The sequence below is a fragment of the Ensifer sp. WSM1721 genome (assembly GCF_000513895.2).
Taxonomy (GTDB): domain Bacteria; phylum Pseudomonadota; class Alphaproteobacteria; order Rhizobiales; family Rhizobiaceae; genus Sinorhizobium.
The window spans coordinates 103,027-127,060 of record NZ_CP165782.1 but is presented as its reverse complement, the minus strand read 5'-3'; the positions used below and the strand labels follow the sequence as shown (position 1 = coordinate 127,060).

Here is a 24,034-nt window from a genome sequence, read left to right as displayed (position 1 = left end):
GCGCTTACACGAAGGGCGGCCGGGGCCGCCCTTCCCTGTCGGTTTGCGTTTCGGTCAAGCGGGCGATCAGCCCCAGCACTTCTCCGTGCCGACCTTGGTGTCGATCGACTCGACGCCGGAGACCGGCTTGTCGGTGACGAGCGATACGCCGGTGTCGAAGAAGTCCTTGCCTTCGGTCGGCTTCGGCTTCTCGCCGGTCTCGGCGAACTTCTTGATCGCCTCGATGCCAAGCGCGGCCATCATCAGCGGATATTGCTGCGAGGTCGCGCCGATGACGCCTTCCGCGACAGCCTTAACGCCCGGGCAACCGCCGTCGACGGATACGATCAGAACATCGTTCTCCTTACCGACGGCCTTGAGCGCCTGATAGGCGCCGACGGCGGCCGGCTCGTTGATGGTGTGGATGACGTTGATGTCCGGATCCTTCTGCAGAAGGTTTTCCATCGCCTTGCGGCCGCCTTCCTCGTTGCCGTTCGTCACGTCGTGACCGACGATACGCGGATCGTCTTCGTCGCCGATCTTGTTCGGATCCTTGGGATCGATACCGAACCCGATCATGAAGCCCTGGTCACGCAGCACGTCGACGGTGGGCTGCGACGGCGTGAGGTCGAGGAAGCCGACCTTCGCTTCCTTCGCTTTCTCACCCATTGTCGCGGCGGCCCACTGGCCGATCAGCTTGCCCGCGAGCAGGTTGTCGGTTGCGAATGTGGCGTCCGCTGCGGTCGCCGGATCGAGAGGCGTGTCGAGGGCGATCACCAGAACGCCGGCGTCCTGCGCCTTTTTCACCTGGTCGACGATCGCCTTGGTGTCCGAGGCTGCGATGAGAATGCCTTTGGCTCCGTCGGCAATGCAGGATTCGATAGCTGCAACCTGACTGTCGTGGTCGCCATCCACCTTGCCTGCGTATGACTTCAGCGTCACGCCAAGTTCCTGGGCCTTGGCGGCAGCACCTTCCTTCATCTTCACGAAGAAGGGATTGGTGTCGGTCTTGGTGATGAGGCAGGCGGAGACATCGGCCGCCTGCGACGGCGAGGCGAAGGCTACACCGAGTGCGAGCGCGCCGAATGCGGCAGAAAGAACTGTTTTCTTCATAAAACCCTCCCAAGGATGAAAATGCCGGCGGACCGGCTTCGGGCTTCGCCATCGCAGCATTCTCCTTCCGCTGCAACCGGCGCTTCCGACGATCAATCAAACATCAAATTTCCGGGGTGTCAATAAATAAATCAAATTGAATTATTATCTGGTTGTGGCATTCTGCGGCTAGCGGCGCTCCGGCTGTAAGCTGAAGGGCGGGCGAATTGACGTAGTCACGGCGAGTGGAAAAACAGACTCGCGCCAAGCGGGCATCGATGGCGTCGCCGGTCCGGCCGGACGCGCGAGCTGTCGCACTTAGAATTGCTGCATGATTTCTTCTCAGGTCGTTTGAAGAACTGCTGCAGTGGTGCCAACGGGAGGAGACGGTGGCATGTCATTGACAGAGGGTCCCTATGCGGGACCGGCTCAACCGGATGTGATCGACCCAAGCGGCGGGGCCAATCAGACACGCGTGCGCGCCTACAACGAACGGCTGGTCATGTCGCTGGTGCGGCGGCACGGCAGCCTGTCAAAAGCCGAGATCGCGCGCCGCTCGGGCCTCTCGGCGCAAACCGTCTCCGTCATCATGCGCGCGCTCGAAGCCGACGGCCTGCTCATCCGCGGCGCACCGGTGCGCGGCCGCGTAGGACAGCCCTCGATCCCCATGCGCCTCAATCCGGACGCCGTCTACTCCTTCGGAGTCAAGATCGGCCGCCGCAGCGCCGATCTCGTGCTCATGGACTTTCTCGGCAGCATTCGTCTGCAATTGCACCAGATCCATACCTATCCGCTCCCCCACGAGATCGTCACCTTCATCGTCGAGGGCATGCAGAAACTCGAGCAACAGCTAACGCCGGATGAGCGCGGGCGCATCGCCGGCGTCGGCATCGCCACGCCCTTCGAACTGTGGAACTGGGCCGAGGAAGTCGGCGCGCCGCGCGAAGAGATGGACAAGTGGCGCAGTTTCGACCTGCAGGCGGCCGTCGCGGCACGTGTCCCGCGTCCCGTCTTTCTGCAAAATGACGGCACGAGCGCCTGCGGTGCGGAACTCGCCTTCGGTGTCGGCGCCAGCTATCCGGATTTCGTCTATTTCTATATCGGCTCCTTCATCGGCGGCGGCGTGGTCATCAACTCCGCCCTCTTCTCCGGCCGGACCGGTACGGCCGGTGCTATCGGTCCATTGCCGGTTGCGGGCAAGGATGGCAGGTCGACGCAATTGCTGAAGATCGCCTCGGTCTTCGTGCTCGAAAAGCTCTTGCGCGAACGCGGCATGGATCCGAAGCCGCTCTGGTATTCAGCGGACGACTGGATCGACTTCGGCGAGCCCTTGGAGATCTGGATCCAGGATTCGGCCGCGGCGCTCGCCCAGGCCGTTGTCTCGGCCGTCTCCATCGTCGACTTCTCCGCCGCAGTGATCGACGGCGGCTTCCCGTCCTGGGTACGCTCCCGTCTTCTCGCGGCCACCCGCAAGGCGCTGCGGACGCTGGATCTCCAGGGCGTCACCGTTCCGGACCTCGTCGAAGGTGCCGTCGGAAGCCACGCCAGGGCGATCGGCGGCGCAAGCTTGCCGCTGTTTTCCCGCTACCTGCTCGACACGAATGTTCTCTTTAAGGAGCTTAGTTAATGCTAAAAGGAATAGATCCCATCCTGAGCCCGGAACTGCTTTCCGCGCTCAGAGCAATGGGGCACGGCGACGAGATCGCGCTGGTCGACGGAAACTACCCCGGACAGGAACATGCACGCCGATTGGTACGACTCGACGGTCACCACCTGATCCCCGTGCTCGACGCTATTCTCAGCGTGCTGCCGATCGACGATTTCGTGCCCGAAGCGATCTTCCGCGCCACGGTCAAGCAGGACAAGGATGCGCTCGATCCGGTGCATCGCGACATCATCGCCTGCTGCCGGAAGCACGAGCCGAAGCAGCCGGTCGTTCCATTGCTCGGCGCGGACTTCTACCCGCGCGTCAGGGCCGCCCACACGGTGGTTCAGACCAGCGAGCCGCGGCTCTATGGCAACGTCATCCTGCGCAAGGGCGTAATCTATCCCTGACCTGGAGCGAAGACGCAAAGAACCCGCCGGAGCGGCCGGCGGGTTCTTTTTTTGATCAAGGATTTCAGTGCTTAGGCGGTGACGGCCCTGCCGACGCGGGCATCGAGCGAGAGCGCACCCGGGCCGAAGCCGGCGAGCACGAGGAAGGCGCCGGCGATGGTGACGTTCTTCATCATCATGATTTGGTTGAAGACCGTCAGCAAGCCATTGGCGGCCGGCGGGAAGTCCGGGATGTTGATCGCGCCGCTGTGGAAGACGAAACCCGTCACCAAGCAGAAGGCAGCAAGCAGGTAGGACGCGATGCGCGTCTGGAAACCGACGAGAACCGCGAGGCCCGCGGCGAGTTCGAAGATACCGGCGAGATAAGCGAGCGCCGTTGCCGCCGGCCAGCCGGCATTGGTGATCATTCCCGCCGTTGCCGCCGGATCGGTCAGCTTGCCGAAACCGGAGGTGATGAAGATGATAGAGAGAAGAATGCGTCCGATGAGGACGATGACATTCTGGGACATGATCGAGGCTCCTGTTGGAAACGTTGGCAGCAGAGATATCAAGATTTCGAGAATCCTCTAGCCGCCGGCCCGGCGACAGATCGTTCACAAATTAGAGACGGAAGTGATTCGTCGTCAACCGACGCGCCCATAAAGCGCTTCGCACGCGATCACGTCCGTCCATCAAGCGCTTTTCTGTTGCAAGACGCGGCGACAGAGTGAAAAATCCCGGCGCTGTAAGGGGAACGCAGGGGTAATCGCATGGCCGAAGTGAACCGGAGTCCCGCCTTTTGGCGGTCCTTCCCTATTTTCGAAGACTTCGATCGGGAAACGCTTTGCGAGCTCGCCGAGATCGCCACCTATCGGAAGTGGCCCGCCGGAACGGTGATCTTTCAGCGCGGCGACGAGGGCAACTACATGATCGTCCTCGTTTCCGGCCGCATAAAGCTGTCGCTGTTCACGCCGCAAGGCCGCGAGCTGCTGCTGCGCCAGCATGAGGCGGGCGCGCTGTTCGGCGAAATGGCGGTGCTGGATGACCAGCCTCGCTCGGCGGACGCGACCGCGGTCACGGCCGCCGAGGGCTACGTGATCGGCAAGAAGGATTTCCTCGCTCTCATCACGCAGAAGCCGAAGATCGCCGAAGCGGTGATTCGGTTCCTCTGCGCGCAATTGCGCGACACGACGGATCGGCTGGAGACCATCGCGCTTTACGACCTCAATGCCCGTGTGGCACGCTTCTTCCTGGCGACGCTGCGGCAAATCCACGGCAGCGAGCTGCCGGCCAGCGCCAATCTCCGCCTGACGCTCAGCCAGACCGATATCGCCTCCATTCTCGGCGCCAGTCGGCCCAAGGTGAACCGCGCCATCCTCTGGCTGGAGGAAAACTGCGCCATCAAGCGGACGGACGGGATCATCTCGTGTAATGTGGGCCGTCTGCTGAGCATAGCGGATCCCGAGGAGGATTAGGCCGATTGAGCCTCAGGCAGTGGCCGCATTATCGCATCACCCCGCTTGCCGGCGGGATCGTCGCGAGCCTGGCGGCGGCGCTCATGCTGTATCTTTATGCCGAACCGGTGTTCCGCACGCAGCGCGAGCTCTTCTTCGACAATCTGACGCAATGGGTCCCCTCGCCACGGTCGCCGGAGATCGTCGTCGTCGACGTCGACCGCCGGGCCTATGAAGCGAAATCCGGCATCTGGGACAGGGGCGCGACTGCCGAGCTGATAGTGCGGCTCGCCGCGGCCGGGGCAAAGGCAATCGCGGTCGATTTCGTCTTCAGCGCTGACTGCGATCCGGCCTTGCCGGCAAACAGCGGGCTCGCCACAGCACTCGCCGAAGCGCCCGTCGTCCTGGGCTTCCTGGCTGCCGATCGCGCCCTGGAGCACCCGCGCCCCGTTCCTCCGCTCGCCTTGCGGCGCAGGCTTGCGGTGCCCGCGCAATGGTTCATCCAAGGCGCGGAAACCTCCTGCCCCGCCTTCATGGAGCAATCGAAAGCCGCGGCCGCCGCCTTCCTCGTCGGCGACGACGATGCACGCGTCCGGCGCGTGCAGGCTTTCGCCATCCTCGGCAATGATGCCTATCCGGCGCTCGGTATCGAAGCGGGCCGGCTTGCCGCGGCAAGCAGCACGCCGGTACTCGGCGGCGAACCCGCTTGGCTGAGGCTCGACCACGCTATCATCCCGCTCGACGAAAGCGGCAACTTGCGGTTCGTCGCAAGCTCGGAAGAGGCAATCGCCGAACGAACGCTTTCGGCAGCCGACGTCCTGGCTGATAAGGCCAACGGAAGCCGGCTCGCGGGCAAGCTCGTCTTTCTCGGCAGCAGCATGCCGAGCCTCGGCGGCCTACGCCCGACCGCCTCCATGCCGCTCGAAGCCTCGGTGCAGATCCATGCCGACATCGCCAATGCAATCACGACGGGTTTCGTGCCCTATCGGCACGGCGATCTGCCTCTGCTCGAAGCGCTTTTCAGCTTCGCCGCGGGGACGGTCGCCGCCTATGGCGCAACGAAACTGCGTCCCCTGACGACGCTCGCTCTCGGCTCGGCGGCCGTGCTTGCGGTCGTCGCCGTTGCCGGCGCGATCTACGCCGCCACCGGCTGGCTCGTCGACGCGGTTAGCATCTCGGTTGCCCTGGTGGCTGTCCTCGTAGTGACGAGCGCGCTCCAACTCGCCCGGGTGCGTCGCGCCGAAGCGATTGCCCGGCGGAAATTCGCGCAGTATCTGCCGCAGTCCGTGGTGGCGCGCTACATCGACGAACCGTATCGCGGCCGCATGGCCGGCGAGGAACGCCCCGTGACGGCGCTCTTCACCGATATCGAAGGCTTTTCTACGCTGTCGCAGAAGCTCGGGCCGCGCGAGCTCGTGTCCTTGCTCGACATCTATTTCGCCGAGGTGAACGCCCTCGTCTCCCGACATGGCGGCATGGTCGACAAGGTCGTTGGCGACGCCGTCCATGCCCTCTTCAACGCGCCCGAAGATCTCGCCGACCATGTCGACAAAGCGATCAAATGCGCCGTGGCGATCCGCAATCTGACAGAGGAAATGCGCAAGCGCCCGCAATTTGCCGAACATGGCTTCGGCAGAACCCGGATCGGCATCGAAACCGGTCCGGCTGTACTTGGAGAGGTCGGGGCCGGCGGGAAACTCGACTATACGGCCCATGGCGATGCCGTAAACCTCGCCGCGCGCCTGCAGGAAGCGAACAAGTTCCTTGGCACGGCCATCTGCATCGGCCCGGCCGCCGCCACCCAGTCGCGCGCAGCGCTGCGTACGCTCGGGCCACACGACATTCGCGGCTTTGGGTCGCTGGAGCTTTTCACCGTGGTGGATGGCGACGGATGAGGCTTATGGCCGCCCGTCATCCCGCTGCCGCGACGAGCCGAAGGGCCGGGGCGGCGCGACGTGTCGGTCCGATCGGGCAGAAGGTCGCGGCAGCGGGATGAGGGGCGGATCTCGACCTTGAAACTACCTCACCTCAGCCCAACGCTCGCATAGGCTTGCCGGATTCGCGCCTGGCCCCAGTTCGTCGGCTCGCTCGGTGGAGCACCCGGGCTCGTGAAATCGACGCCCTGGCCGGCCGAGACCGTCCGCGTCACGCCGCCGCCTCGGACGGAGACGGAGCCACGCTCCACGAAGACGGCAAAGGCCGCCCGGCTCGGACCACAGAAGAATTTCGTCCCGCGAACCCCGATCATGCCGAAGGCCGTTCGCACCGCCACATCCATCTTCGGCAAATTGTCGGGCCGGTCGAACACCATGCGGCCCAGTCCGAGTTCGAGCGTGCCGCCCTCAGCGGCGAGGAAGCTATCGATGAGGAGTTCCGTCTGTGGACCGAGCAGGATGCGCGTCTCGCTGAGCGCGAGATCGGCAAAGCTGTTGGTGCTCGTGGAGACATAGTCGTTGTCGAGAACCGCGTCGCCGGCGGCGAGGCGCCCCTCGTCGCCCCCCTGCCGGCGGCGAACATTGCCACGGATATTCCGCGCCTTGCCTACGACCGGGCTGGCCGCAGTCACAGCCGTTCCGCCACCCATGGCAGCAAGCATCAGGCCGCAAAGGAAGAGCCTTCTTTTCACATCTGGTTGCCGCATCGACCTGTGCCCGCTGCTTGATGGCAGCGCCTCCTGTTCGCGCTTCCGGCGCCATCCGAGGATAAACGCACGCATTGGTGATGCAAGATGCAATCGCCTCGCCCCAACCTCGCCGCTTCGCCCTCATCGCCGCTGTTTCCCGAGGAACATGCGCCGCATCACGGGGGTTTTAGAATTGGACAACATTAGGAGATCATCATGAAGAACCGGACCGGTTTGGACATTAGGATCGCCAAGGGCGTTCCGCTTGCGGTCGTCGCGCTTGCCGCCTTCGCTACGACCGCATTTCCTTCGGCGCGCGCCGCCGATCTCACGGCGGCCGAACAGTGTGACCGGGAAGCCGGCAGCGAGTTCGACCTTACGCGAAACAGGGCGTTCCCCGCCGTTGCCACACAGGACATCCGCATCGGCATCGCGCTTTCGGCGTGCCGCGAGGCTTATAACCAGAATGGCGGCGCCCGGACCCAATTCCAGCTCGCACGCGTTCTCGACAGGGCCGGGCAGAAGCTGCAGTCGCAACGCGTTCTCGCCGAAGCCGCCAAGAACGGCCATGCGCTCGCGATGGTGGGCTACGGCGAGGTACTTGCCGAGCGTGGAGAAACGGAAGCGGCCGTCAGCCTCTACCAGCGGGCGGCGGCTCAAGGAAATATCCTCGCCGCCCGCTATCTCGCCGCGACTCCTCGCGACGGCCTGGCGACGAATGTCGACGACGAAGTTGCCTCCCAATGGCTGGCGCGGGCAGACACGGACCGGCTGGCGCGGGCAGACACGGACCGGCTGCCGCGATGATCACGCCTTTCCGTCATGGTCAGGCGCCGGGGCGATCCGGCATCAACGGATCTCGCCCGCCTGCGGCCCCCAGGTATCGGTCAGTGCGAAGCCATCGGCGAGCGGATCGAACGGATCAAGGGCCACCTGGTGCAGACCGAAGGTCCAGCCGCGACCCGAAATGGTGGGGATGATCGCCTGCCGGCCCGCGACCGTCGTCACGCCTTCGAGTCCGACCTCGAATTCCGAGCCGATGATGGACCGGGATTTCAAGACGTCTCCCGGCTTGACCTTGCCGCGCGCATGCAACGTCGCGAGATTGGCCGAACTGCCGGTACCGCAGGGCGAGCGATCGACGCGGCCCGGCCACATGGTCGTGCAGGTCCGAACGGTTCCGTCCGCCTCCGTGTCGCGGAACATGACGTAGGCCACGCCCCTGATCTCCGGGATTTCCGGGTGCACCACCGGGATCGTGCGGTTGACGATGTCCTTCAGCACCATCCCCATCTCGACGATCCGGCGCGCATTCGCCTTCTCAATCATCGTGCCGACCTGGCGGACGTCGACAAGCGCATAAAAGATGCCGCCGAAGCAGAGATCGAGTTTGATGCGGCCCCAATCGGGCGTGTCCACCTCCACATCCAATTCCTGCACGAAGGACGGGACCATGGTAAGCTTCACGCGTTCGCAGCGCCCGTCGCGGCATGTGGCCGTTGCCTTCACGAGGCCCGCCGCCGTGTCGAGCATCACCACGGTTTCCGGCTCCTTCATTTCGACAATGCCGGATTCCAGCAGCGCCGTCGTCACGCAGATCGAATTGGACCCGGACATCGCATGCGCCTGGTCGGCCTGCAGGATGATGAAGCCCACATCCGCCTCCGGCCGTTTCGGCGGCACCAGCAGATTGACGGAGCCGATCGAGCCCGAGCGCGGCTCCAGGCACAGGAAGCGACGCAGGCTGTCATCCACTGTATTGATGTGGTTCAACTGCTCGGCAATGGAATTGCCCGGGATCTTCGGCACGCCGCCGATCGCCACCTTGCCGATCTCGCCCTCGCAATGAACATCTAGCAACTGGATCGTGCGCTTCCATCTCATCACATGTCTCCGGCTATGGCACCTGATATATCAGCGTTCGCGGCGATCCATATCGCGATCCCGATCCCGCCGCAAGGGAACCGCTAGATCACGATGATTTAGACTGGACCGACCTAAATCATCGTGATCGCCTCTCATAAGTTCGGGCGGGATGCGGGCGGAAAGCGCGCACAGTTTTCCTCATCCCGCGCAAACGCTCGGTCGGCACGTGCCCAAACTTGCCGCTTGACGCGCGCCGGCAGGCGCAGGAGCGTGATAGCGAGGCACTACCGCGGACGAACATGACGAAGTTCATCATTTTCACCGACCTGCACATGGTTCCCGAAGGTGCGGCGATCATCGGGCTCGACCCTTATCGGCGACTCGCCAACGGCATCGCCCATGTCAACCGTTATCATGCGGACGCGGACCGGGTGATTTTCGCCGGCGACCTCGCGCATGGGGCGGACCGTCCGTCCTACGAGCGGTTGAAACCGCTTCTCGGCGAGCTGGTCCCGCCGGCGGCGCTCATGATCGGCAACCACGACCGCCGCGAGGTTTTTCTGGATGTCTTCGCCGAGGCGGCGACGGACGACAACGGCTTTGTCCAGCAGGCGATCGATTTCGCCGATTGCCGCGCGATCCTGCTCGACACGCTTTTTGCGCCGCCCTACGACTATCCGATGAGCCATGCCGGCCGTCTTTGCGAAAGGCGCCTCGCTTGGCTCGACCGGCAGCTCGACGAGGCCGGCGACCGACCGGCGCTGATCTTCATGCATCATCCGCCGCACGCTAGCGGCTTTGCCGGCATCGACATGATCCGCCTCATCAACGGGGACGACTTCTACGCGCTCGTGAAGCGGCACGGCAATGTTCGCCATATTTTCGCCGGGCATGTTCACCGCACCATCAGCGGCTCCAGCCACGGCATTCCCTTCTCGATCTTCAAGAGCCCGGTACACCAGCAGCCGATGCCCTTCGACATACCGGACGCCTCCCTTTCCGTCGACGAACCGGCAGCCTACGGCATCGCGCTGGTGACCGAGGACGGCGTGCTCGTGCACACGGAAGACTACGAAATCGCCAGGCGCGATGCGGCGGTCGCGTGAGCGTTCCAGCGCAGCGGCCTTCGTGCTAGGCTCACTTTATGACCGATGCCGTTCTCGTCAATCAGGATTTCGACTGCCAGACTTGCGGCGCCTGCTGCGCCTATTCGGCGGAATGGCCGCGTTTCTCGCTTGAAACGGAGGAAGAACTCGATCGCATACCGGCGGACTATGTGGCCGCCGATCTCGGCGGCATGCGCTGCGAAAACGACCGCTGCACCGCGCTCGAGGGCACACTCGGCCGTTCGGTGATTTGCAAAGTTTACGCCGTGCGCCCCATCGTCTGCCGCACCTGCATGCCGGGAGACGACGAGTGCCTGATGGCGCGAGAGCGGCTTTTCGGAGCGGCCGCCTGACTTCGGATCATTCGGTGCGTTTTGCCGTCTTCCGTATGGTTGCTTGTTTTCGACCTAAATTGTAGGGAAACATCCTAAAGGAGCGGAAATTTGCCGGATGGATGTTCGGCGGCAGCAAGCGTATTTTCTGCCACGACATCAGGGCGTGAGTGGCGCCCGCTACCGTTCCGTGGAGGACAGCGTTCAATGAGCCAGAGCCCGCTTCAGAAACCCGTGACCGACGCTGCGCCCGCGCCGTTCGCCGACTTCGCGCCACCGATCCGGCCGCAAAGCACGCTGCGCCGGGCAATCACCGCCGCCTATCGCCGCCCGGAAACGGAATGCCTGCCGCCGCTCATCGAGGCGGCGACCCTGCCGAAGGAGACCCGGGATGCTGCAGCGAAGACCGCGCGCAGGCTCATCGAGGCGCTGCGCGGCAAGCAGTCAAGTTCCGGCGTCGAGGGGCTCGTGCAGGAATATTCGCTTTCGAGCCAGGAAGGCGTTGCCCTGATGTGTCTTGCGGAGGCGCTCTTGCGCATTCCCGATACCGCGACGCGCGACGCCCTGATCCGCGACAAGATCGCCGACGGCGATTGGAAGTCGCATCTCGGCGGCAGCCGGTCGCTCTTCGTCAACGCCGCGACCTGGGGGCTTGTCGTCACCGGCAAACTGACGTCCACGGTCAACGACCGCAGCCTCGCGGCCGCGCTGACGCGGCTCATTGCCCGCTGCGGCGAGCCGGTGATCCGCCGCGGCGTCGACATGGCGATGCGGATGATGGGCGAGCAGTTCGTCACCGGCGAGACGATCGATGAGGCTCTGCACCGCTCACGAGAGCTCGAACAGAAGGGCTTCCGATATTCCTACGACATGCTCGGCGAAGCGGCGACGACGGCCGCCGATGCGGAGCGCTACTACAAGGACTACGAGACCGCCATCCGCGCCATCGGCAAGGCTTCCGCCGGCCGCGGCATCTATGAAGGTCCCGGCATTTCCATCAAGCTCTCGGCGCTGCATCCACGTTATTCGCGGCCGCAGGCAGCGCGCGTCATGGGTGAATTGCTGCCGAAGGTGAAGGCGCTCGCGCTGCTTGCGAAGAAATATGATATCGGCCTCAATATCGACGCCGAGGAAGCCGACCGGCTCGAACTGTCGCTCGATCTCCTTGAGGACCTCTGCCTCGACGCCGACCTCGCCGGCTGGAACGGCATGGGCTTCGTCGTGCAGGCCTATGGCAAACGCTGCCCCTTCGTGCTCGATTTCATCATCGACCTCGCGCGGCGCTCGGGCCGGCGCATCATGCTACGCCTCGTCAAGGGCGCCTATTGGGATGCCGAGATCAAGCGCGCACAGCTTGATGGTCTCGAGGATTTTCCGGTCTTCACCCGCAAGGTCTACACCGACGTTTCCTATGTCGCCTGCGCCCGCAAGCTGCTTTCCGCGACCGACGTGATCTTCCCGCAGTTCGCGACCCACAACGCCCAGACGCTCGCCACCATTTACCACATGGCCGGCAAGGATTTTCAGGTCGGAAAATACGAGTTCCAATGCCTGCACGGCATGGGCGAGCCGCTTTACGAAGAGGTTGTCGGCGGCGGCAAGCTCGATCGCCCCTGCCGCATCTATGCGCCGGTCGGCACGCATGAGACGCTGCTTGCCTATCTCGTGCGCCGCCTGCTCGAGAACGGCGCCAACTCCTCCTTCGTCCATCGCATCAACGATCCGAAAGTCTCCGTCGACGAACTGATCGCCGATCCGGTGGAACTCGTGCGCTCCATGCCGGTCGTCGGCGCCAAGCACGACAAGATTGCGCTGCCGGCCGATCTCTTCCGCCAGACACGCAGGAATTCGGCCGGCCTCGACCTCTCCAACGAAGAGACGCTTGGTTCCCTAACGGAGGCGATGAAGGCAAGCGCCACGATCGGCTGGACGGCTGCGCCGCAACTCGCAACGGGCGTCGCCAGCGGCGAAACGCGACCGGTCATGAACCCGGGCGACCGCCGCGACGTCGTTGGCTCTGTGACCGAAACTTCGGACGACGATGCGAGGCGCGCCGTGCGTCTTGCCGCAGAAGCGGCGGCGAGCTGGGCCGCCGTTTCCCCGGCCGAGCGGGCGGCCTCACTCGAAAGGGCTGCCGATCTGATGCAGGCGCGCATGCCGACGCTTCTCGGGCTGATCATGCGCGAGGCGGGCAAATCGGTGCTGAACGCCATTGCCGAGGTGCGCGAAGCGGTCGATTTTCTGCGCTACTATGCCGAACAGACGCGCCGCACGCTGGGGCCTGCCCATAGGGCGCTCGGTCCCGTCGTCTGCATCAGCCCGTGGAACTTCCCGCTGGCGATCTTCACCGGTCAGGTCGCCGCGGCGCTCGTCGCCGGCAATCCGGTGCTTGCCAAACCGGCGGAAGAAACGCCGCTGATCGCAGCCGAGGCTGTACGTATCCTGCACGAGGCCGGCGTTCCGGCAAGCGTGCTGCAGCTTCTGCCGGGTGACGGCCGCGTCGGGGCGGCGCTGGTCGCCGCGCCCGAGACCGCGGGCGTGATGTTCACCGGCTCGACCGAGGTCGCGCGGCTCATCCAGGCGCAGCTCGCCGATCGGCTGTCGCCCCGCGGGCGGCCGGTCCCGCTCATCGCCGAAACCGGCGGCCAGAACGCCATGATCGTCGATTCCTCGGCGCTCGCCGAGCAGGTCGTCGGCGACGTGATAACTTCGGCCTTCGATAGCGCCGGCCAGCGCTGCTCGGCGCTGCGCGTGCTCTGCCTGCAGGAGGATGTCGCCGACCGCATCCTGACCATGCTCAAGGGGGCGCTCCGCGAACTGAACATCGGCCGCACCGATCGCCTGTCGGTGGATGTCGGCCCGGTCATTACCGTCGAGGCCAAGGAGATCATCGAAAAGCACATCGAGCGGATGCGCGGGCTCGGCCGCAAGGTCGAACAGCTCGGCCTTGCCGCCGAGACCGGCCAGGGCACCTTCGTGCCGCCGACGATCATCGAACTGGAAAAGCTTTCGGATCTGAAGCGCGAGGTCTTCGGGCCAGTGCTCCATGTCATCCGCTACCGCCGCGACGATCTCGACCGGCTGATCGACGACATCAATGCTACGGGTTACGGGCTCACCTTCGGCCTGCACACGCGCCTCGACGAGACGATTGCGCATGTGACGAGCCGCATCAAAGCCGGCAATCTTTACGTCAACCGCAACATCATCGGTGCGGTCGTCGGCGTGCAGCCTTTCGGCGGCCGCGGTCTTTCCGGCACGGGCCCCAAGGCGGGCGGCCCGCTCTATCTCGGCCGCCTGGTGATGACCGCACCCGTGCCGCCGCAGCACAGCTCAGTGCATACCGATCCCACGCTCCTCGACTTCGCAAAGTGGCTCGACGGCAAAGGCGCGCGGGCGGAAGCGGAAGCCGCCCGCAACGCCGGCAGCAACTCGGCGCTCGGTCTCGATTTGGAGCTTCCCGGCCCCGTCGGCGAGCGCAACCTCTATGCGCTTCATCCGCGCGGCCGCATCCTCCTCGTGCCGGCGACCGAAAGCGGGCTCTATCACCAGCTCGCGGCAGCGCTCGCGACCGGCAACAGCGTCGTTGTAGACGCGGCCTCCGGCCTCCAGGCTTCGCTGAAGGGCCTGCCGCAGAGCATTGCGCTCCGCGTCTCCTGGTCGAAGGACTGGGCGGCCGACGGCCCCTTTTCCGGCGCCCTGGTGGAGGGAGATGACGAACGCATCCGCGAGGTCAACAAGACAATCGCCGCGCTCCCCGGTCCGCTAATGCTCGTCCAGGCCGCATCGGGCGAGGAGATCGCCCGCAATCCGAACGCCTATTGCCTCAACTGGCTCGTGGAAGAGGTCTCCACCTCCATCAACACGGCGGCGGCCGGCGGCAATGCCAGCCTGATGGCGATAGGCTGAAATCACGGTCAGGCTTGCCCTTCCCCTACTGCATGTTTCCTTAAATCGTACCCGATTTAAGGACAAAAACATGCAGCAATTCAAAGTGCTACACCGTCCTTTGTGCGTCTGAAAAGACGCACGGCGCTGTAGCCTTTCTCCGCAGGCGGGGAGAGGGGACCGAGCGGTCGCGGCTTGTCCCTTCTCCCCCGCCCCGCGGGGAGAAGGTCGCGGCAGCGGGATGAGGGGCGGCCTCGGAAAGCCCGCACACCGCTGGCGCACCCTTCCCCATTCCGCTATGACCGCTCCAAACGGAAGAAGCGGATGTTCACCCTCAAAAGCATCGAAACCGCGACACAGGAAGTCAAGAAAAGCCGGTTTACGGCAGTCGCCGCTCCGATCGAGGACGAGCGGTCGGCAAAGGCATTCTTTGCCGCGCATTCCGATCCTTCCGCCAATCACAATTGTTGGGCCTGGTGCATCGGCCAGAACTACCGCTTTAGCGACGACGGCGAGCCGAGCGGTACGGCGGGGAAGCCTATCCTCGCGGCGATCGACGGCCAGTCCCTCGACCGCATCGCGGTCGTCGTCTCTCGCTGGTTCGGCGGCATCCTGCTTGGCAGCGGCGGGCTGGTCCGCGCCTATGGCGGCACCGCCGCACTCTGCCTCAAGGCGGCGGAGAAGGTCGAACTCGTCGAGATGCTGCGCGCGACAATTGCCTGCGACTTCGCTGATCTCGCGCTGATCAAGGCGCGGCTCACGGCTCGCGGCGTCATGATTGCTGGCGAGAGCTTCACCGATATCGGTGCGGTGCTGACGATCGACCTGCGAAAGGACGTGGCAGATGAGACGCTTGTCCTCGTCGCGGATCTCAGTCGCGGAAAGGCGATCGTATCGATGGAGAACTGAGCCCCCGCTTTTCATAAGCGTGACAATCGTCATACAAATGCTCGAGACGACAAGCGACACCGGCACGGCGTGCGAAGGAGATTTGAGATGAAGACGAGGGTTTTGGGCCGGACGGGCGCAACGATTTCGGAGATCGGCTTCGGCGCCTGGCAGATCGGCGGGTCCTGGGGCGATGTCAGCGAGGAAGACGGCAGGCGCGCGCTCCACGCCGCACTCGACAGCGGCGTCACCTTCATCGACACGGCGGATGTCTACGGCGACGGACGGTCCGAAAAAATCATCGCCGCGGTGCTGAAGGAACGTGGCGGAGACAAACCATTCGTCGCCACCAAGGCCGGGCGCCGGCTCAATCCGCACGTGGCGGACGGCTACACGGCCGCCAATATCGAGGCCTTCATCGACCGCAGCCTCGCAAACCTCGGCGTCGAAACGCTCGATCTCGTGCAACTCCACTGCCCACCGACGGAGGTCTACTACCGGCCCGAGGTCTTCGGGGCGCTCGACCGCCTGGTGACCAAGGGCAAGATCCGCCACTACGGCGTCTCCGTCGAGAAGGTCGAAGAAGCCCTGAAAACGATCGAATATCCTGGTGTGGCCACGGTCCAGATCATCTACAACATCTTCCGCCAGCGGCCGCACGACCTCTTCTTCGCCGAAGCGAAAAAGAAGAATGTCGGCGTCATCGTGCGCGTGCCGCTCGCCTCCGGCCTACTTACGGGCAGGATCAGCAAGGACACCGTCTTTGCTGCAGACGACCACCGCAACTTCAACCGCCATGGCGAAGCCTTCGACGTCGGCGAGACCTTCGCCGGCGTGCCGTTCGACGTGGCGCTCGAGGCGGTCGAACAGTTGCGCGCGCTCGTGCCCGCTGATGTGCCGATGGCGCAATTCGCGCTCCGGTGGATCCTCGAGCAGGGCGCCGTTTCCGTCGTCATCCCCGGCGCCCGCAATGCCGCCCAGGCGCAATCCAACGCCGCCGCCAGCGCGCTGGCGCCGATCGACGACGCCACCATGGGCGCGATCGCCGCGCTTTACGAGCGCCTCATCAAGGTTCATGTTCATCAGCGCTGGTGACATGTGAGCGGGAAGCCGAAGGGGTTTCCGCCAGGCGGTCGGGGAAAACCGATGACGAGCGAGGCCTTCGATCTCGAGCGCTTCGTCCAGGCGCAGGAAAGCACCTATGCGACCGCGCTCGCCGAACTGCGCGCCGGCGCCAAGCGGACGCATTGGATGTGGTTCATCTTTCCGCAGATTGCGGGTCTCGGCCATTCGCCGACGGCGCAATATTACGCGCTATCCGGCCTCGACGAGGCGCGCGCCTATCTCGGCCATCCGCTTCTCGGCCGCCGGATCCTCGAATGCACGGAGGCGGTCAATGCAGTCAGCGGAAGAAGCGCGCTCGAGATTTTCGGCCGGCCGGACGATCTCAAATTCCGCTCGTCCATGACGCTGTTCGAGGCTGCCGCGCCGACCGTCGGCGCTTTTGCCAGAGCGCTCGACCTCTATTTCGACGGGGTTCGCGATCCGCGAACCATCGAAATTCTCGGCAGGGTTTGACCTTCGGCCGTCTTTTAGCGCGGGATGAGGAAAAGTGTGCGCGGTTTTCCGCCCGTATCCCGCGCTAACTTATCAGAGTCGATCACGTTTATGATTTTAGGTCGATCCGACCTAAAATCATCGTGATCTAGAGAGATGCGGCCGGTGCTTGAGAGAGGACGGCCAGGAACAGCACCGCGCAGACCGTCAGCCCGGCGATGATGACCATCAACTCCTTCATCATGTAACGATACATCGCGAGCCCTCCTCCTGCGGAGACGATTGGCACCCGAATCGATATGGGAATCGGGCCGTGCGGTTTTAAGGCGCGTCCCGAGCACAAGACTGTGAGGTTCGACCGGAGTTGCGATCCGAGGCCTGGGCACTATCTCAGAGGTCGACGCGCCCACTCGCCGCGGTGCCCTCGAGATCGAGGCTACAGCGCCGTGCGTCTTTTCAGACGCACAAAGGACGCTCTTTGAATTACTGCATGTTTTTGTCCTTAAATCGGGTACGATTTAAGGACACATGCAGTAGGCAAGGAGCTTGCTATGCTCGTCCGACTGATCGTGCAGACCGTCGCCTGGTTCGGGTTCATCGGAGCCGTCCTCTTCCTCTCCGCCGGGACCCTTGCCTGGCCGGCCGCGTGGACCTACCTCGCCATCATGCTTGCGCTTTCGCTGGTCACCGGGCTGTTGCTTGCCCGGCACGATCCGGCGCTCCTGAAAGAAAGACTGTCGCCGCCCATCCAGAAGGGCCAGCCTTTGGCCGACAAGGTGCTTCTTTCCGTGATCCTGCTGTTCCTCTTCGGCGCCTATGTGTTGATGGCGCTCGACGCGGTGCGGTTCAAGTGGTCGTCGGTGCCGGAGTGGGTGCAGGCCGTGGGGGCGCTGCTCGTCATCCTCTCTATCGGATTCAGCTATCGGACGTTGCGCGAAAACAGCTTCGCATCGCCGGTGGTCAAGGTGCAAATGGAGCGTGCGCAAAGGGTTGTCACCACCGGACCCTACCGCTACGTCCGCCACCCCTTCTATGCCGGCAGCCTTCTCTTCGTTGCCGGCACGTCGCTGCTTCTCGGCTCCTGGTGGGGCCTTATCGCCGCATTCGGGCTGGCGGGATTGCTCGCCATCCGCATAGGCATCGAGGAGAAGGCGCTGCGCACCGGCCTCGCCGGTTATGACACCTATGCGGAACGGGTCCGCTACCGGCTCGTTCCCTTCGTATGGTAGTTGCACACCGACTTTTACGCGGCCGGAAGAGGCTGCGGATCGAGATCAATCGGACGTGAAGCGGCCGGGTTCCGGGGGTTCCGGACGAGCCAACCCGTCGCCGCGCGCGGGCGGCTGAGGTGTCGGCGGCAGCAGCAGCTCCTCAAGGAAATAGGCAGAGAGCGCAGCGCGGCCGGAAAGCTCGGCCTTGTGGTAAACCGAGGCTGCCTGCTGGCGAATTGTCGCTTCGCTTGCTCCCCGGATTCGCGCGATCTCCTTGTGGCTGAAGCCCTTGAGCAGCAGCAATCCGACCTCCTGCTCCGCTTGCGTGCAGCCCCAGGCCGCGAATTGGCGCTGGATTGCTGCGCCGAGCTCCTGAAAATGGTCCGCCAGGTCGGCGCGCCACTGGGCGTTGCTTTCCCTGATGCGTGCGATCTTGTCGCGCAGATCGAGATTACCGGCCTCCTGCTCACGAAGGCGCGAGGATAAGAGCGCGACGCAGGCCGAACAGCCAACGAGAAGTGCGATCGTCACTGCCTCCGTCAGCAATTCCGCGACGGTCCACTCTTCTTCCTCTTTCACCACTTCAAGACCGAGCAACAGTGCGAAGGTTCCCACTGCGCCGGCGATCAGGATCTGCCGGCCACGCCCCCTGGTCCAATCCATGGCTCGCCTCCCGAACTCGTCGCACTGCGCTGCAACAGTCCAACCATTTTGCGCCCGCCTGTCGGGCTTCGCAACAGACGGGCGCTGAGCGGGCGGCTCAGGCCAGGAAGAAGCCATCGCCGCCCGGCGAGGCGGAGCCCATGCCAACCTCGACGCTTCCCCCTGGGAGAAAATCGATATCGGCGAGGTGATCATCGTTGGCGCATGCGCAGGGCGCCGCCCAATCCGCGGTCAAATCGCTACGGCTGGAATCGCCGAACCGCTCGGGATGGAATGCGGCGTCGGCGAAATGGAAAGTATCGCCGGCAAACCAGTCTCCGCTCTGATCCCTATCCCGATGCTCAGCCTCGTCATCGCCTGGAAGGTTGACTGGGAATCCGTCTGGGCTGTCGCTGTCCGGCTGATCATCATCGGTCTCTCCGGGCTTTGCGGCTCCGGCTTCGCGAACGAGCTGGCTGAGCGTTTCGGGCGCGATTGGCGTATCGCTGACGGCAACAATCGCATCATTGAAATCGCCATCATAATTGGGGCTGGTGTTCAGCCGGTCTTCGAAGCCGATGATCTCGATCCCACCCGCTCCCGCGACTTTCGAGGAAAGACCGATCGCCTGCATGCTGCCGGCGGGGTTCAATAGATTGGTACCGTCGTCGGCCCCAAGCGCGCTCAAGGGCTGGATCGGCAGGATATTGCCGGCATCGTCCATGATCGTCGGCGCAAAGAGGTCGTTCGCGCTGGCCGGCGCGCCCGTGAGGAGATTGGTGAGACGCAAGCCACCATCGGTGAACTGCTCCAGATCGACGCCGATCTCGTCCGTAGCGCGCACAAGGAACAAGCATAAGGCCTGCCCCGCCGGCACATCGACGGGCACCGAGGTACCGCTCGACGCATCCGAGAGATCCGCCACGAGTATTCTTGCCTCGCTGATGGCTCCGCTCGCCGTATCGACGAAATAGGCGCCCAGTGCGTTAGCGCTGTCGGTGGACCCACCGAGCACCGTCACCTGCTTCGTCGCTCCGGCCCCCGCGAAATCTGCGGCCTCGAGGTCACGTATCTCGGCGAGATCCTCTATTGTCTTGCCTTCCTGAAGCTTCGCCAAAAGAGGCGTTACATCATCCGTGTCGTCGGGATCCACCTGACCGACCACGCCGCGCCGGTAGAGGTCGACCTGCGACGCCGTGCTCCCGTCCGGTGCCACGGCAAGTTCGGTGATTTCGCCGATACCGGGAGCGTAATACTTGAACTCGATGCCGGTGGAGAGTGCCGAACTGTCGATGATCTTGATGACGTCGTCGAATTCTCCGAAGGGCGTTTCGACGCGGAGCCCGGTCTCGGCGATGATGCTTTCGTCCTCGGCAATGCCCGGCGCATATTCGAGATAATAGGCCGGGCCGAACTCGGGACTCGCCTTCATCGCCCAACCCGGCTGATTGCCTGGGTCGTCTGCCGACCATTGGCCGTCATGATTGATGCCAATGAAATTACCGTTGTCGTCGTACTCATAATTGACGACGATCTCGCCGAAATACCAGACGTTGCCTTCGGTGTCCTGCGCATACCAGTCGAAGGTGTCCTCAAGGATCACGTCGTCCTCGTAGACCGTGTCGCGGATCACAGTGGTGGTGATTCCGCGCACCTCGAATGTCGCAGAGGTGGTGAAGAGGTCGTTGCGCTCCGTCGTGACCTCGCCAGTGTCCGGATCGGTCTCATCGCCCTTATAGCTCAGGACGTGACCGGGGATCAGGGGTAAGTAGGGATTGTCGATCGGCGCTCCGGGAATGAAGGTCGCCGCACCAAAATTGGGCAAGATGGCCATGGCATGTCCTCCGAGGTGATCGCGTCGCGAGCGCGCCCCGACCGCCCGCTTGCCGCCACCAGAGGATGCGGCGGCTGACGCCTTCCGGAAATCCGGCAGGCGTGACGCGAAAAAAGGCCCGCCGGCTCAAGGACCTGGACGGTCGATCGTACGGATGTCAGATGCGCGACTTGCCGGTGCCCTGTTGGGTGGATGCCCAACAGCCTTCGTCGTTGCGCGTCCACGGGGTCGTTTCGCGCGTGCAGATTGGAAACGGCCCGTCGGATCACCCACTCGCGCCATTGGTAGAGGTTACATCCTGCGCTATGGTCTGCCGCCGGCGTTACGGGGAGCAGCGGCCATGCAGAGTTCAATTTCTTCGGAAGGAGGCGAAAGGAACTCCGGTCCCGATTCCCAGGACCTCCAACACAGGAAGTCCGATCCCTGGCAAGCAGTCGGTGCGGCGTGCTGACGGGGGTCTGCTTGCGTCTTTTCGCCTTCGCCCGCATCAGCATGGTGTTGCTGATCCTCTCTCCCGCGGCAATCTCTCCTGCCGCAATGGCCGGGGACACAGTACCGGCACTTGTCGAAGGCTGCGCCGCGCCCTGCGCGAGGTATGAGATTTCTGCAGAACTGCAGAACGACTGGACATTTGCCGCCGAGCCTTCCCGTCTCACGTCCGACGTTTTGGAACCGACATTCACCGTCGATCTGTTTTTCGCGCCGACGGATTATCTGCGCTTCGTCACGTCCATCATCACCGAGCCCGTCATAGAGCCCGAATCCGGCGAGAACGCGAATTTCGAGAGCATCGGTACCTACCTGGCCGAACTCTACGCCGTCGTCGAAACCGACGCGGTCACTCTCAGGGCTGGAAAGTTCGACACTATCTTCAGCCTCGCCAGTGAGGTGGCGCCCGGTATCAACGCCACGGAACTGGTCTCGGATTTCGATGCGGATGAGCGCCTTGGCTCCGAGATCGTGCTCAATTTCGACGGTCTCGGGATGGACCAGGCTCTTTCCGCAACGGCGTTTACAACGGACCGCAGCACCCTCAGCGATTCCCTGTTCACGAGCCGGGGCAGGACGAAACTGTCGGACGGCGGCGCCGGCAACACCGATGGCCTCTCCTCGCTCTCGCTTGTACTGGATGGCTGCAGCGGAGCGGAGCCGAGCGATTGCTATATGGACGGTGATTTTGGCTACAGGCTGGGCTTACGATATCAGAAGGCCGGGAAGGCAACTGGCGAGGACGAGGACGAACGGCCAAGGGGCGGCGACGAGCTTGCCTATCTGGCCGCCGCGACCGCCCGCCGGGAATTTGACGGGGCGACGCTCAGGCTGCTCGGCGAAGCGGCCTATCTTCGGCATTTCGACGGCCGTCCGGACGATGCGCTGGTCCTCACGGGCTCCGCTGCGCTTGAAACGGAGCCGCTGACCTACGTCGCGACTTACACCCGGCAGCTAAACCTTATCAGCGGAAGGCCGGACACAAGTGAGCACCTGGCCGACTTCGAAGTCATCTATGAGCCCGACGGGGAGAAACAATCCGAAGGGGCGACATGGAAACTCACCGCAGCTTACACACTCGCACGGAGCGCCGACGAGGAGACCGCCCACATCTTCAGCGTCCGAGCGGTGTTCGATTTCGGCGGAGATGTACAATTCAACTCGCGGTGAGACAGGCAAAATCGCGTAATTTCGGGCGGAAAATCGTTACACACTTTTCCTCGAATCGCTCCTGAATCGCGCCGAACGCCGCCTGCGGAGTCGCCTTGCCTCCCGCCTCGGGCGGTCCATTCATCGTTGACTCCGCAGGCGATCAGAGGAGAATATTTGTCTTCCGCGTCGCTACTCAGCAGAAGGGCGCCACGATGACGATCGCCAAGAAACTTCAGGATTACATCGACAGCGAGGGTGTGGCCTACGACACCGTCGCCCACCACCGCACGGCAACCACCAGCCAGACAGCCGAGGCCGCTCACGTCCCAGGCAACAGGCTTGCCAAATCCGTGGTCGTGCACCACGAGATGGGCTATGTGTTAGCCGTCGTACCGGCCACGCACCGTGTCGAACTCTCGACACTGCAGGACGTCATGAACCGGCGTCTCGGCCTCGCCTCGGAGGAGGAGGTCAGCGAACTTTTCAACGATTGCGAGATTGGCGCGGTCCCGCCGATCGGATCAGCCTATGGCGTACCGGTCATTCTCGACGAAAGCCTCGACAGGGCCAGCGACATCTATTTCGAGGGCGGCGACCATAGGACGCTCGTACATATGAGCGGCAGCAATTTCCGCAACCTGACGAAGGATGCGCGGGTGGCGCGGTTCAGCCACCCGTCGTAAGCGGACGCCGGCATGGTTTCCGGCGGCGTCGAAGCGATGCGGCAATCGAAGGGGCGATAGTCTTGTCGCTCACGGCGCCGCGCGTCCAATCGGACGCACGGCGCTGTAGATACCAGTCAATCTCCTCGCTGGCCTGCGCGTCATAGTGCCCAAGGCGCGATGAATGGCTACTGTACGTTTCCTTAAATCCTACCCGATTTAAGGATGCAAACATGCAGCAATTCAAAGTGCTACAGCGACCTTTGCGCGCCTGATAAGACGCGCAGCGCTGTAGTTGCGCGACGCCATCAATAGTAGGGCGAGACGCACGGCCGCCGCGGACCGTAATAGGGCTGGAACGTGTTGTCGTAAGCCCTGTACGACCGGTAGCGGGCATAGCACCAGCGCGCATGCGCATTGCCGCCATAATAGGTCTGGCGGTAATAACTCGGCGCATAGTAGCGCGGCGCGTAGTAGTAACGTGGCGCGTAGTAGGCTGGCGCATAGTAACGCGGCCGGTAATAGGTCGGGCCGTAGTAGTAGCCCTCATCGTAGTAGCTCGGGCCATAATACCTCGGGCCGTAATACCTCGGCTGCGTCAGCAGCCCCCCGATGATCGTGCCGGCGGCGAGCCCGCCGAGCGCCCAGGCCCAATCGTCGTCACCGTTGCGGTGGCTGACCGGCTGCGCCTGCGGTACCTCGACCTTCAGTGGGACAACGGGGGGAAACGCCATGGCCGGCCCAACGCTCGTGAGCGCCGTCGCCAGCGACAAGGCAACGATTGCTAGCCTCTTCATTGGCTTCACCTTTCCTCTACAGCGCCGCACTTGGAATATGACGCGCAAAGGACGCTGTAGCCTTTTGGACTTGCTGGCTAATTTTGTGCTCAAACAGACGTCGGTTCAACAAATTTCAAGTGGTAGGAAGGCGTTCCCTTCAAATAATGCCGCCCACGGGTGCCGCACCCTCTATTCGGAATAGCGCCGCTTGCTATCCGCTTGCAAGATGCTCGAGGAACCTGTTGCAAGGGTACTCGATATGTGGAGATTGGCACTGAGTACCGCGGTTTCCTACAGTGCCGCGCGTCTTTTCAGACGCACAAAGGACGCTATAGCACTTTGAATTACTGGACGTTTTTGTCCTTAATTGGCTACGATTTAAGAAACATGCAGTAACGCAAAGCTCTTCGTAAATAGTAGTTTTCCGGTCGACTGGCTTGCGGCTT

Annotated in this window: 21 protein-coding genes; 14 read left to right on the top strand and 7 right to left on the bottom strand. The window is 63.3% G+C overall.

Features of this window, described 5'->3' with window-relative positions; all coding sequences use genetic code 11:
- Positions 1-66: 66 nt before the first annotated feature.
- Positions 67-1,092 carry a sugar ABC transporter substrate-binding protein gene (locus M728_RS00575; RefSeq protein ID WP_026619656.1) on the bottom strand — a complete coding sequence of 342 codons (1,026 nt, stop codon included), beginning with the start codon at positions 1,090-1,092 and terminating at the stop codon, positions 67-69.
- Between the two features lie 373 nt (positions 1,093-1,465).
- Here M728_RS00575 and M728_RS00570 point away from each other — a divergent pair, with 373 nt between their 5' ends.
- Together M728_RS00570 and M728_RS00565 are read left to right on the top strand one after the other, a co-directional pair.
- A complete protein-coding gene (locus M728_RS00570; protein ID WP_026619655.1) occupies positions 1,466-2,698 on the top strand; it encodes an ROK family transcriptional regulator in 1,233 nt (410 codons plus the stop codon).
- Positions 2,698-3,126 (top strand): RbsD/FucU family protein, encoded by a 429-nt coding sequence (locus tag M728_RS00565; RefSeq protein ID WP_026619654.1) that lies wholly within the window; start codon positions 2,698-2,700, stop codon positions 3,124-3,126. The genes M728_RS00570 and M728_RS00565 overlap by 1 nt, the downstream gene beginning before the upstream one ends.
- Before the next feature lie 71 nt (positions 3,127-3,197).
- Here the strand turns inward: M728_RS00565 and M728_RS00560 are convergent, their stop codons facing one another.
- Positions 3,198-3,635 (bottom strand): DoxX family protein, encoded by a 438-nt coding sequence (locus tag M728_RS00560; protein ID WP_026619653.1) that lies wholly within the window; start codon positions 3,633-3,635, stop codon positions 3,198-3,200.
- 240 nt (positions 3,636-3,875) lie between these two features.
- On the opposite strand from M728_RS00560, the gene M728_RS00555 reads away from it, so the two are divergent.
- Both M728_RS00555 and M728_RS00550 read left to right on the top strand, forming a co-directional pair.
- Positions 3,876-4,580 carry a Crp/Fnr family transcriptional regulator gene (locus tag M728_RS00555; protein WP_026619652.1) on the top strand — a complete coding sequence of 235 codons (705 nt, stop codon included), beginning with the start codon at positions 3,876-3,878 and terminating at the stop codon, positions 4,578-4,580.
- 83 nt (positions 4,581-4,663) lie between these two features.
- Positions 4,664-6,454: a CHASE2 domain-containing protein gene (locus M728_RS00550; protein ID WP_051440842.1), complete on the top strand. Its 1,791-nt coding sequence runs from the start codon at positions 4,664-4,666 to the stop codon at positions 6,452-6,454.
- A gap of 128 nt (positions 6,455-6,582) precedes the next feature.
- On the opposite strand, the gene M728_RS00545 is transcribed toward M728_RS00550, so the two are convergent.
- On the bottom strand, positions 6,583-7,200 hold the full coding sequence (locus M728_RS00545; protein ID WP_026613378.1) for a FecR domain-containing protein: 618 nt from the start codon (positions 7,198-7,200) through the stop codon (positions 6,583-6,585).
- A 198-nt stretch (positions 7,201-7,398) separates the two neighbouring features.
- On the opposite strand from M728_RS00545, the gene M728_RS00540 reads away from it, so the two are divergent.
- Entirely contained in the window at positions 7,399-7,989 is a 591-nt protein-coding gene (locus M728_RS00540; RefSeq protein WP_026619650.1) for a hypothetical protein, read from the top strand.
- Positions 7,990-8,031: 42 nt separating this feature from the next.
- Here the strand turns inward: M728_RS00540 and M728_RS00535 are convergent, their stop codons facing one another.
- Positions 8,032-9,066: a proline racemase family protein gene (locus M728_RS00535; RefSeq protein ID WP_026619649.1), complete on the bottom strand. Its 1,035-nt coding sequence runs from the start codon at positions 9,064-9,066 to the stop codon at positions 8,032-8,034.
- A gap of 281 nt (positions 9,067-9,347) precedes the next feature.
- Between M728_RS00535 and M728_RS00530 the strand changes: the two genes are divergently transcribed.
- The 7 genes from M728_RS00530 (at position 9,348) to M728_RS00500 (ending at position 18,048) form a co-directional block, all read left to right on the top strand.
- Positions 9,348-10,154: a phosphodiesterase gene (locus tag M728_RS00530; RefSeq protein WP_026619648.1), complete on the top strand. Its 807-nt coding sequence runs from the start codon at positions 9,348-9,350 to the stop codon at positions 10,152-10,154.
- A gap of 38 nt (positions 10,155-10,192) precedes the next feature.
- Positions 10,193-10,507 carry a YkgJ family cysteine cluster protein gene (locus M728_RS00525; protein ID WP_026619647.1) on the top strand — a complete coding sequence of 105 codons (315 nt, stop codon included), beginning with the start codon at positions 10,193-10,195 and terminating at the stop codon, positions 10,505-10,507.
- 186 nt (positions 10,508-10,693) lie between these two features.
- A complete protein-coding gene (gene putA, locus M728_RS00520; RefSeq protein WP_156943365.1) occupies positions 10,694-14,395 on the top strand; it encodes a trifunctional transcriptional regulator/proline dehydrogenase/L-glutamate gamma-semialdehyde dehydrogenase in 3,702 nt (1,233 codons plus the stop codon).
- A 303-nt stretch (positions 14,396-14,698) separates the two neighbouring features.
- Positions 14,699-15,283, top strand: coding sequence for a YigZ family protein (locus M728_RS00515; RefSeq protein ID WP_026619645.1), 585 nt, complete (start codon positions 14,699-14,701; stop codon positions 15,281-15,283).
- 87 nt (positions 15,284-15,370) lie between these two features.
- Positions 15,371-16,357, top strand: a complete 987-nt coding sequence (locus M728_RS00510; RefSeq protein ID WP_026619644.1) for an aldo/keto reductase — start codon at positions 15,371-15,373, stop codon at positions 16,355-16,357.
- 51 nt (positions 16,358-16,408) lie between these two features.
- Positions 16,409-16,840, top strand: a complete 432-nt coding sequence (locus M728_RS00505; RefSeq protein WP_026619643.1) for a DUF1810 domain-containing protein — start codon at positions 16,409-16,411, stop codon at positions 16,838-16,840.
- A 530-nt stretch (positions 16,841-17,370) separates the two neighbouring features.
- A complete protein-coding gene (locus M728_RS00500; protein ID WP_026619641.1) occupies positions 17,371-18,048 on the top strand; it encodes an isoprenylcysteine carboxylmethyltransferase family protein in 678 nt (225 codons plus the stop codon).
- Between the two features lie 45 nt (positions 18,049-18,093).
- On the opposite strand, the gene M728_RS00495 is transcribed toward M728_RS00500, so the two are convergent.
- Complete coding sequence (locus M728_RS00495; RefSeq protein WP_034883205.1) at positions 18,094-18,693, bottom strand: helix-turn-helix transcriptional regulator; 600 nt, start codon at positions 18,691-18,693, stop codon at positions 18,094-18,096.
- A 97-nt stretch (positions 18,694-18,790) separates the two neighbouring features.
- A complete protein-coding gene (locus M728_RS00490; protein ID WP_034883203.1) occupies positions 18,791-20,506 on the bottom strand; it encodes a hypothetical protein in 1,716 nt (571 codons plus the stop codon).
- A gap of 462 nt (positions 20,507-20,968) precedes the next feature.
- On the opposite strand from M728_RS00490, the gene M728_RS00485 reads away from it, so the two are divergent.
- Together M728_RS00485 and M728_RS00480 are read left to right on the top strand one after the other, a co-directional pair.
- Positions 20,969-22,165: a hypothetical protein gene (locus tag M728_RS00485; protein ID WP_245269671.1), complete on the top strand. Its 1,197-nt coding sequence runs from the start codon at positions 20,969-20,971 to the stop codon at positions 22,163-22,165.
- A 194-nt stretch (positions 22,166-22,359) separates the two neighbouring features.
- Positions 22,360-22,830, top strand: coding sequence for an aminoacyl-tRNA deacylase (locus M728_RS00480; RefSeq protein ID WP_026619639.1), 471 nt, complete (start codon positions 22,360-22,362; stop codon positions 22,828-22,830).
- A 287-nt stretch (positions 22,831-23,117) separates the two neighbouring features.
- Here M728_RS00480 and M728_RS00475 read toward each other — a convergent pair whose 3' ends face one another.
- Positions 23,118-23,606, bottom strand: coding sequence for a BA14K family protein (locus M728_RS00475; RefSeq protein ID WP_026619638.1), 489 nt, complete (start codon positions 23,604-23,606; stop codon positions 23,118-23,120).
- Between the last annotated feature and the right edge of the window lie 428 nt (positions 23,607-24,034).

What these genes read in the sequence shown, in the direction of transcription:
- M728_RS00490 (WP_034883203.1), bottom strand. Translation starts at nt 20,506, where the DNA reads ATGGCCATCTTGCCCAATTTTGGTGCGGCGACCTTCATTCCCGGAGCG.
- M728_RS00565 (WP_026619654.1), top strand. Translation starts at nt 2,698, where the DNA reads ATGCTAAAAGGAATAGATCCCATCCTGAGCCCGGAACTGCTTTCCGCG.
- M728_RS00510 (WP_026619644.1), top strand. Translation starts at nt 15,371, where the DNA reads ATGAAGACGAGGGTTTTGGGCCGGACGGGCGCAACGATTTCGGAGATC.
- M728_RS00495 (WP_034883205.1), bottom strand. Translation starts at nt 18,693, where the DNA reads ATGGATTGGACCAGGGGGCGTGGCCGGCAGATCCTGATCGCCGGCGCA.
- M728_RS00530 (WP_026619648.1), top strand. Translation starts at nt 9,348, where the DNA reads ATGACGAAGTTCATCATTTTCACCGACCTGCACATGGTTCCCGAAGGT.
- M728_RS00480 (WP_026619639.1), top strand. Translation starts at nt 22,360, where the DNA reads ATGACGATCGCCAAGAAACTTCAGGATTACATCGACAGCGAGGGTGTG.
- M728_RS00475 (WP_026619638.1), bottom strand. Translation starts at nt 23,606, where the DNA reads ATGAAGAGGCTAGCAATCGTTGCCTTGTCGCTGGCGACGGCGCTCACG.
- M728_RS00560 (WP_026619653.1), bottom strand. Translation starts at nt 3,635, where the DNA reads ATGTCCCAGAATGTCATCGTCCTCATCGGACGCATTCTTCTCTCTATC.
- M728_RS00550 (WP_051440842.1), top strand. Translation starts at nt 4,664, where the DNA reads ATGCTGTATCTTTATGCCGAACCGGTGTTCCGCACGCAGCGCGAGCTC.
- M728_RS00545 (WP_026613378.1), bottom strand. Translation starts at nt 7,200, where the DNA reads ATGCGGCAACCAGATGTGAAAAGAAGGCTCTTCCTTTGCGGCCTGATG.
- M728_RS00535 (WP_026619649.1), bottom strand. Translation starts at nt 9,066, where the DNA reads ATGAGATGGAAGCGCACGATCCAGTTGCTAGATGTTCATTGCGAGGGC.
- M728_RS00515 (WP_026619645.1), top strand. Translation starts at nt 14,699, where the DNA reads ATGTTCACCCTCAAAAGCATCGAAACCGCGACACAGGAAGTCAAGAAA.
- putA (WP_156943365.1), top strand. Translation starts at nt 10,694, where the DNA reads ATGAGCCAGAGCCCGCTTCAGAAACCCGTGACCGACGCTGCGCCCGCG.
- M728_RS00555 (WP_026619652.1), top strand. Translation starts at nt 3,876, where the DNA reads ATGGCCGAAGTGAACCGGAGTCCCGCCTTTTGGCGGTCCTTCCCTATT.
- M728_RS00540 (WP_026619650.1), top strand. Translation starts at nt 7,399, where the DNA reads ATGAAGAACCGGACCGGTTTGGACATTAGGATCGCCAAGGGCGTTCCG.
- M728_RS00500 (WP_026619641.1), top strand. Translation starts at nt 17,371, where the DNA reads ATGCTCGTCCGACTGATCGTGCAGACCGTCGCCTGGTTCGGGTTCATC.
- M728_RS00525 (WP_026619647.1), top strand. Translation starts at nt 10,193, where the DNA reads ATGACCGATGCCGTTCTCGTCAATCAGGATTTCGACTGCCAGACTTGC.
- M728_RS00570 (WP_026619655.1), top strand. Translation starts at nt 1,466, where the DNA reads ATGTCATTGACAGAGGGTCCCTATGCGGGACCGGCTCAACCGGATGTG.
- M728_RS00505 (WP_026619643.1), top strand. Translation starts at nt 16,409, where the DNA reads ATGACGAGCGAGGCCTTCGATCTCGAGCGCTTCGTCCAGGCGCAGGAA.
- M728_RS00575 (WP_026619656.1), bottom strand. Translation starts at nt 1,092, where the DNA reads ATGAAGAAAACAGTTCTTTCTGCCGCATTCGGCGCGCTCGCACTCGGT.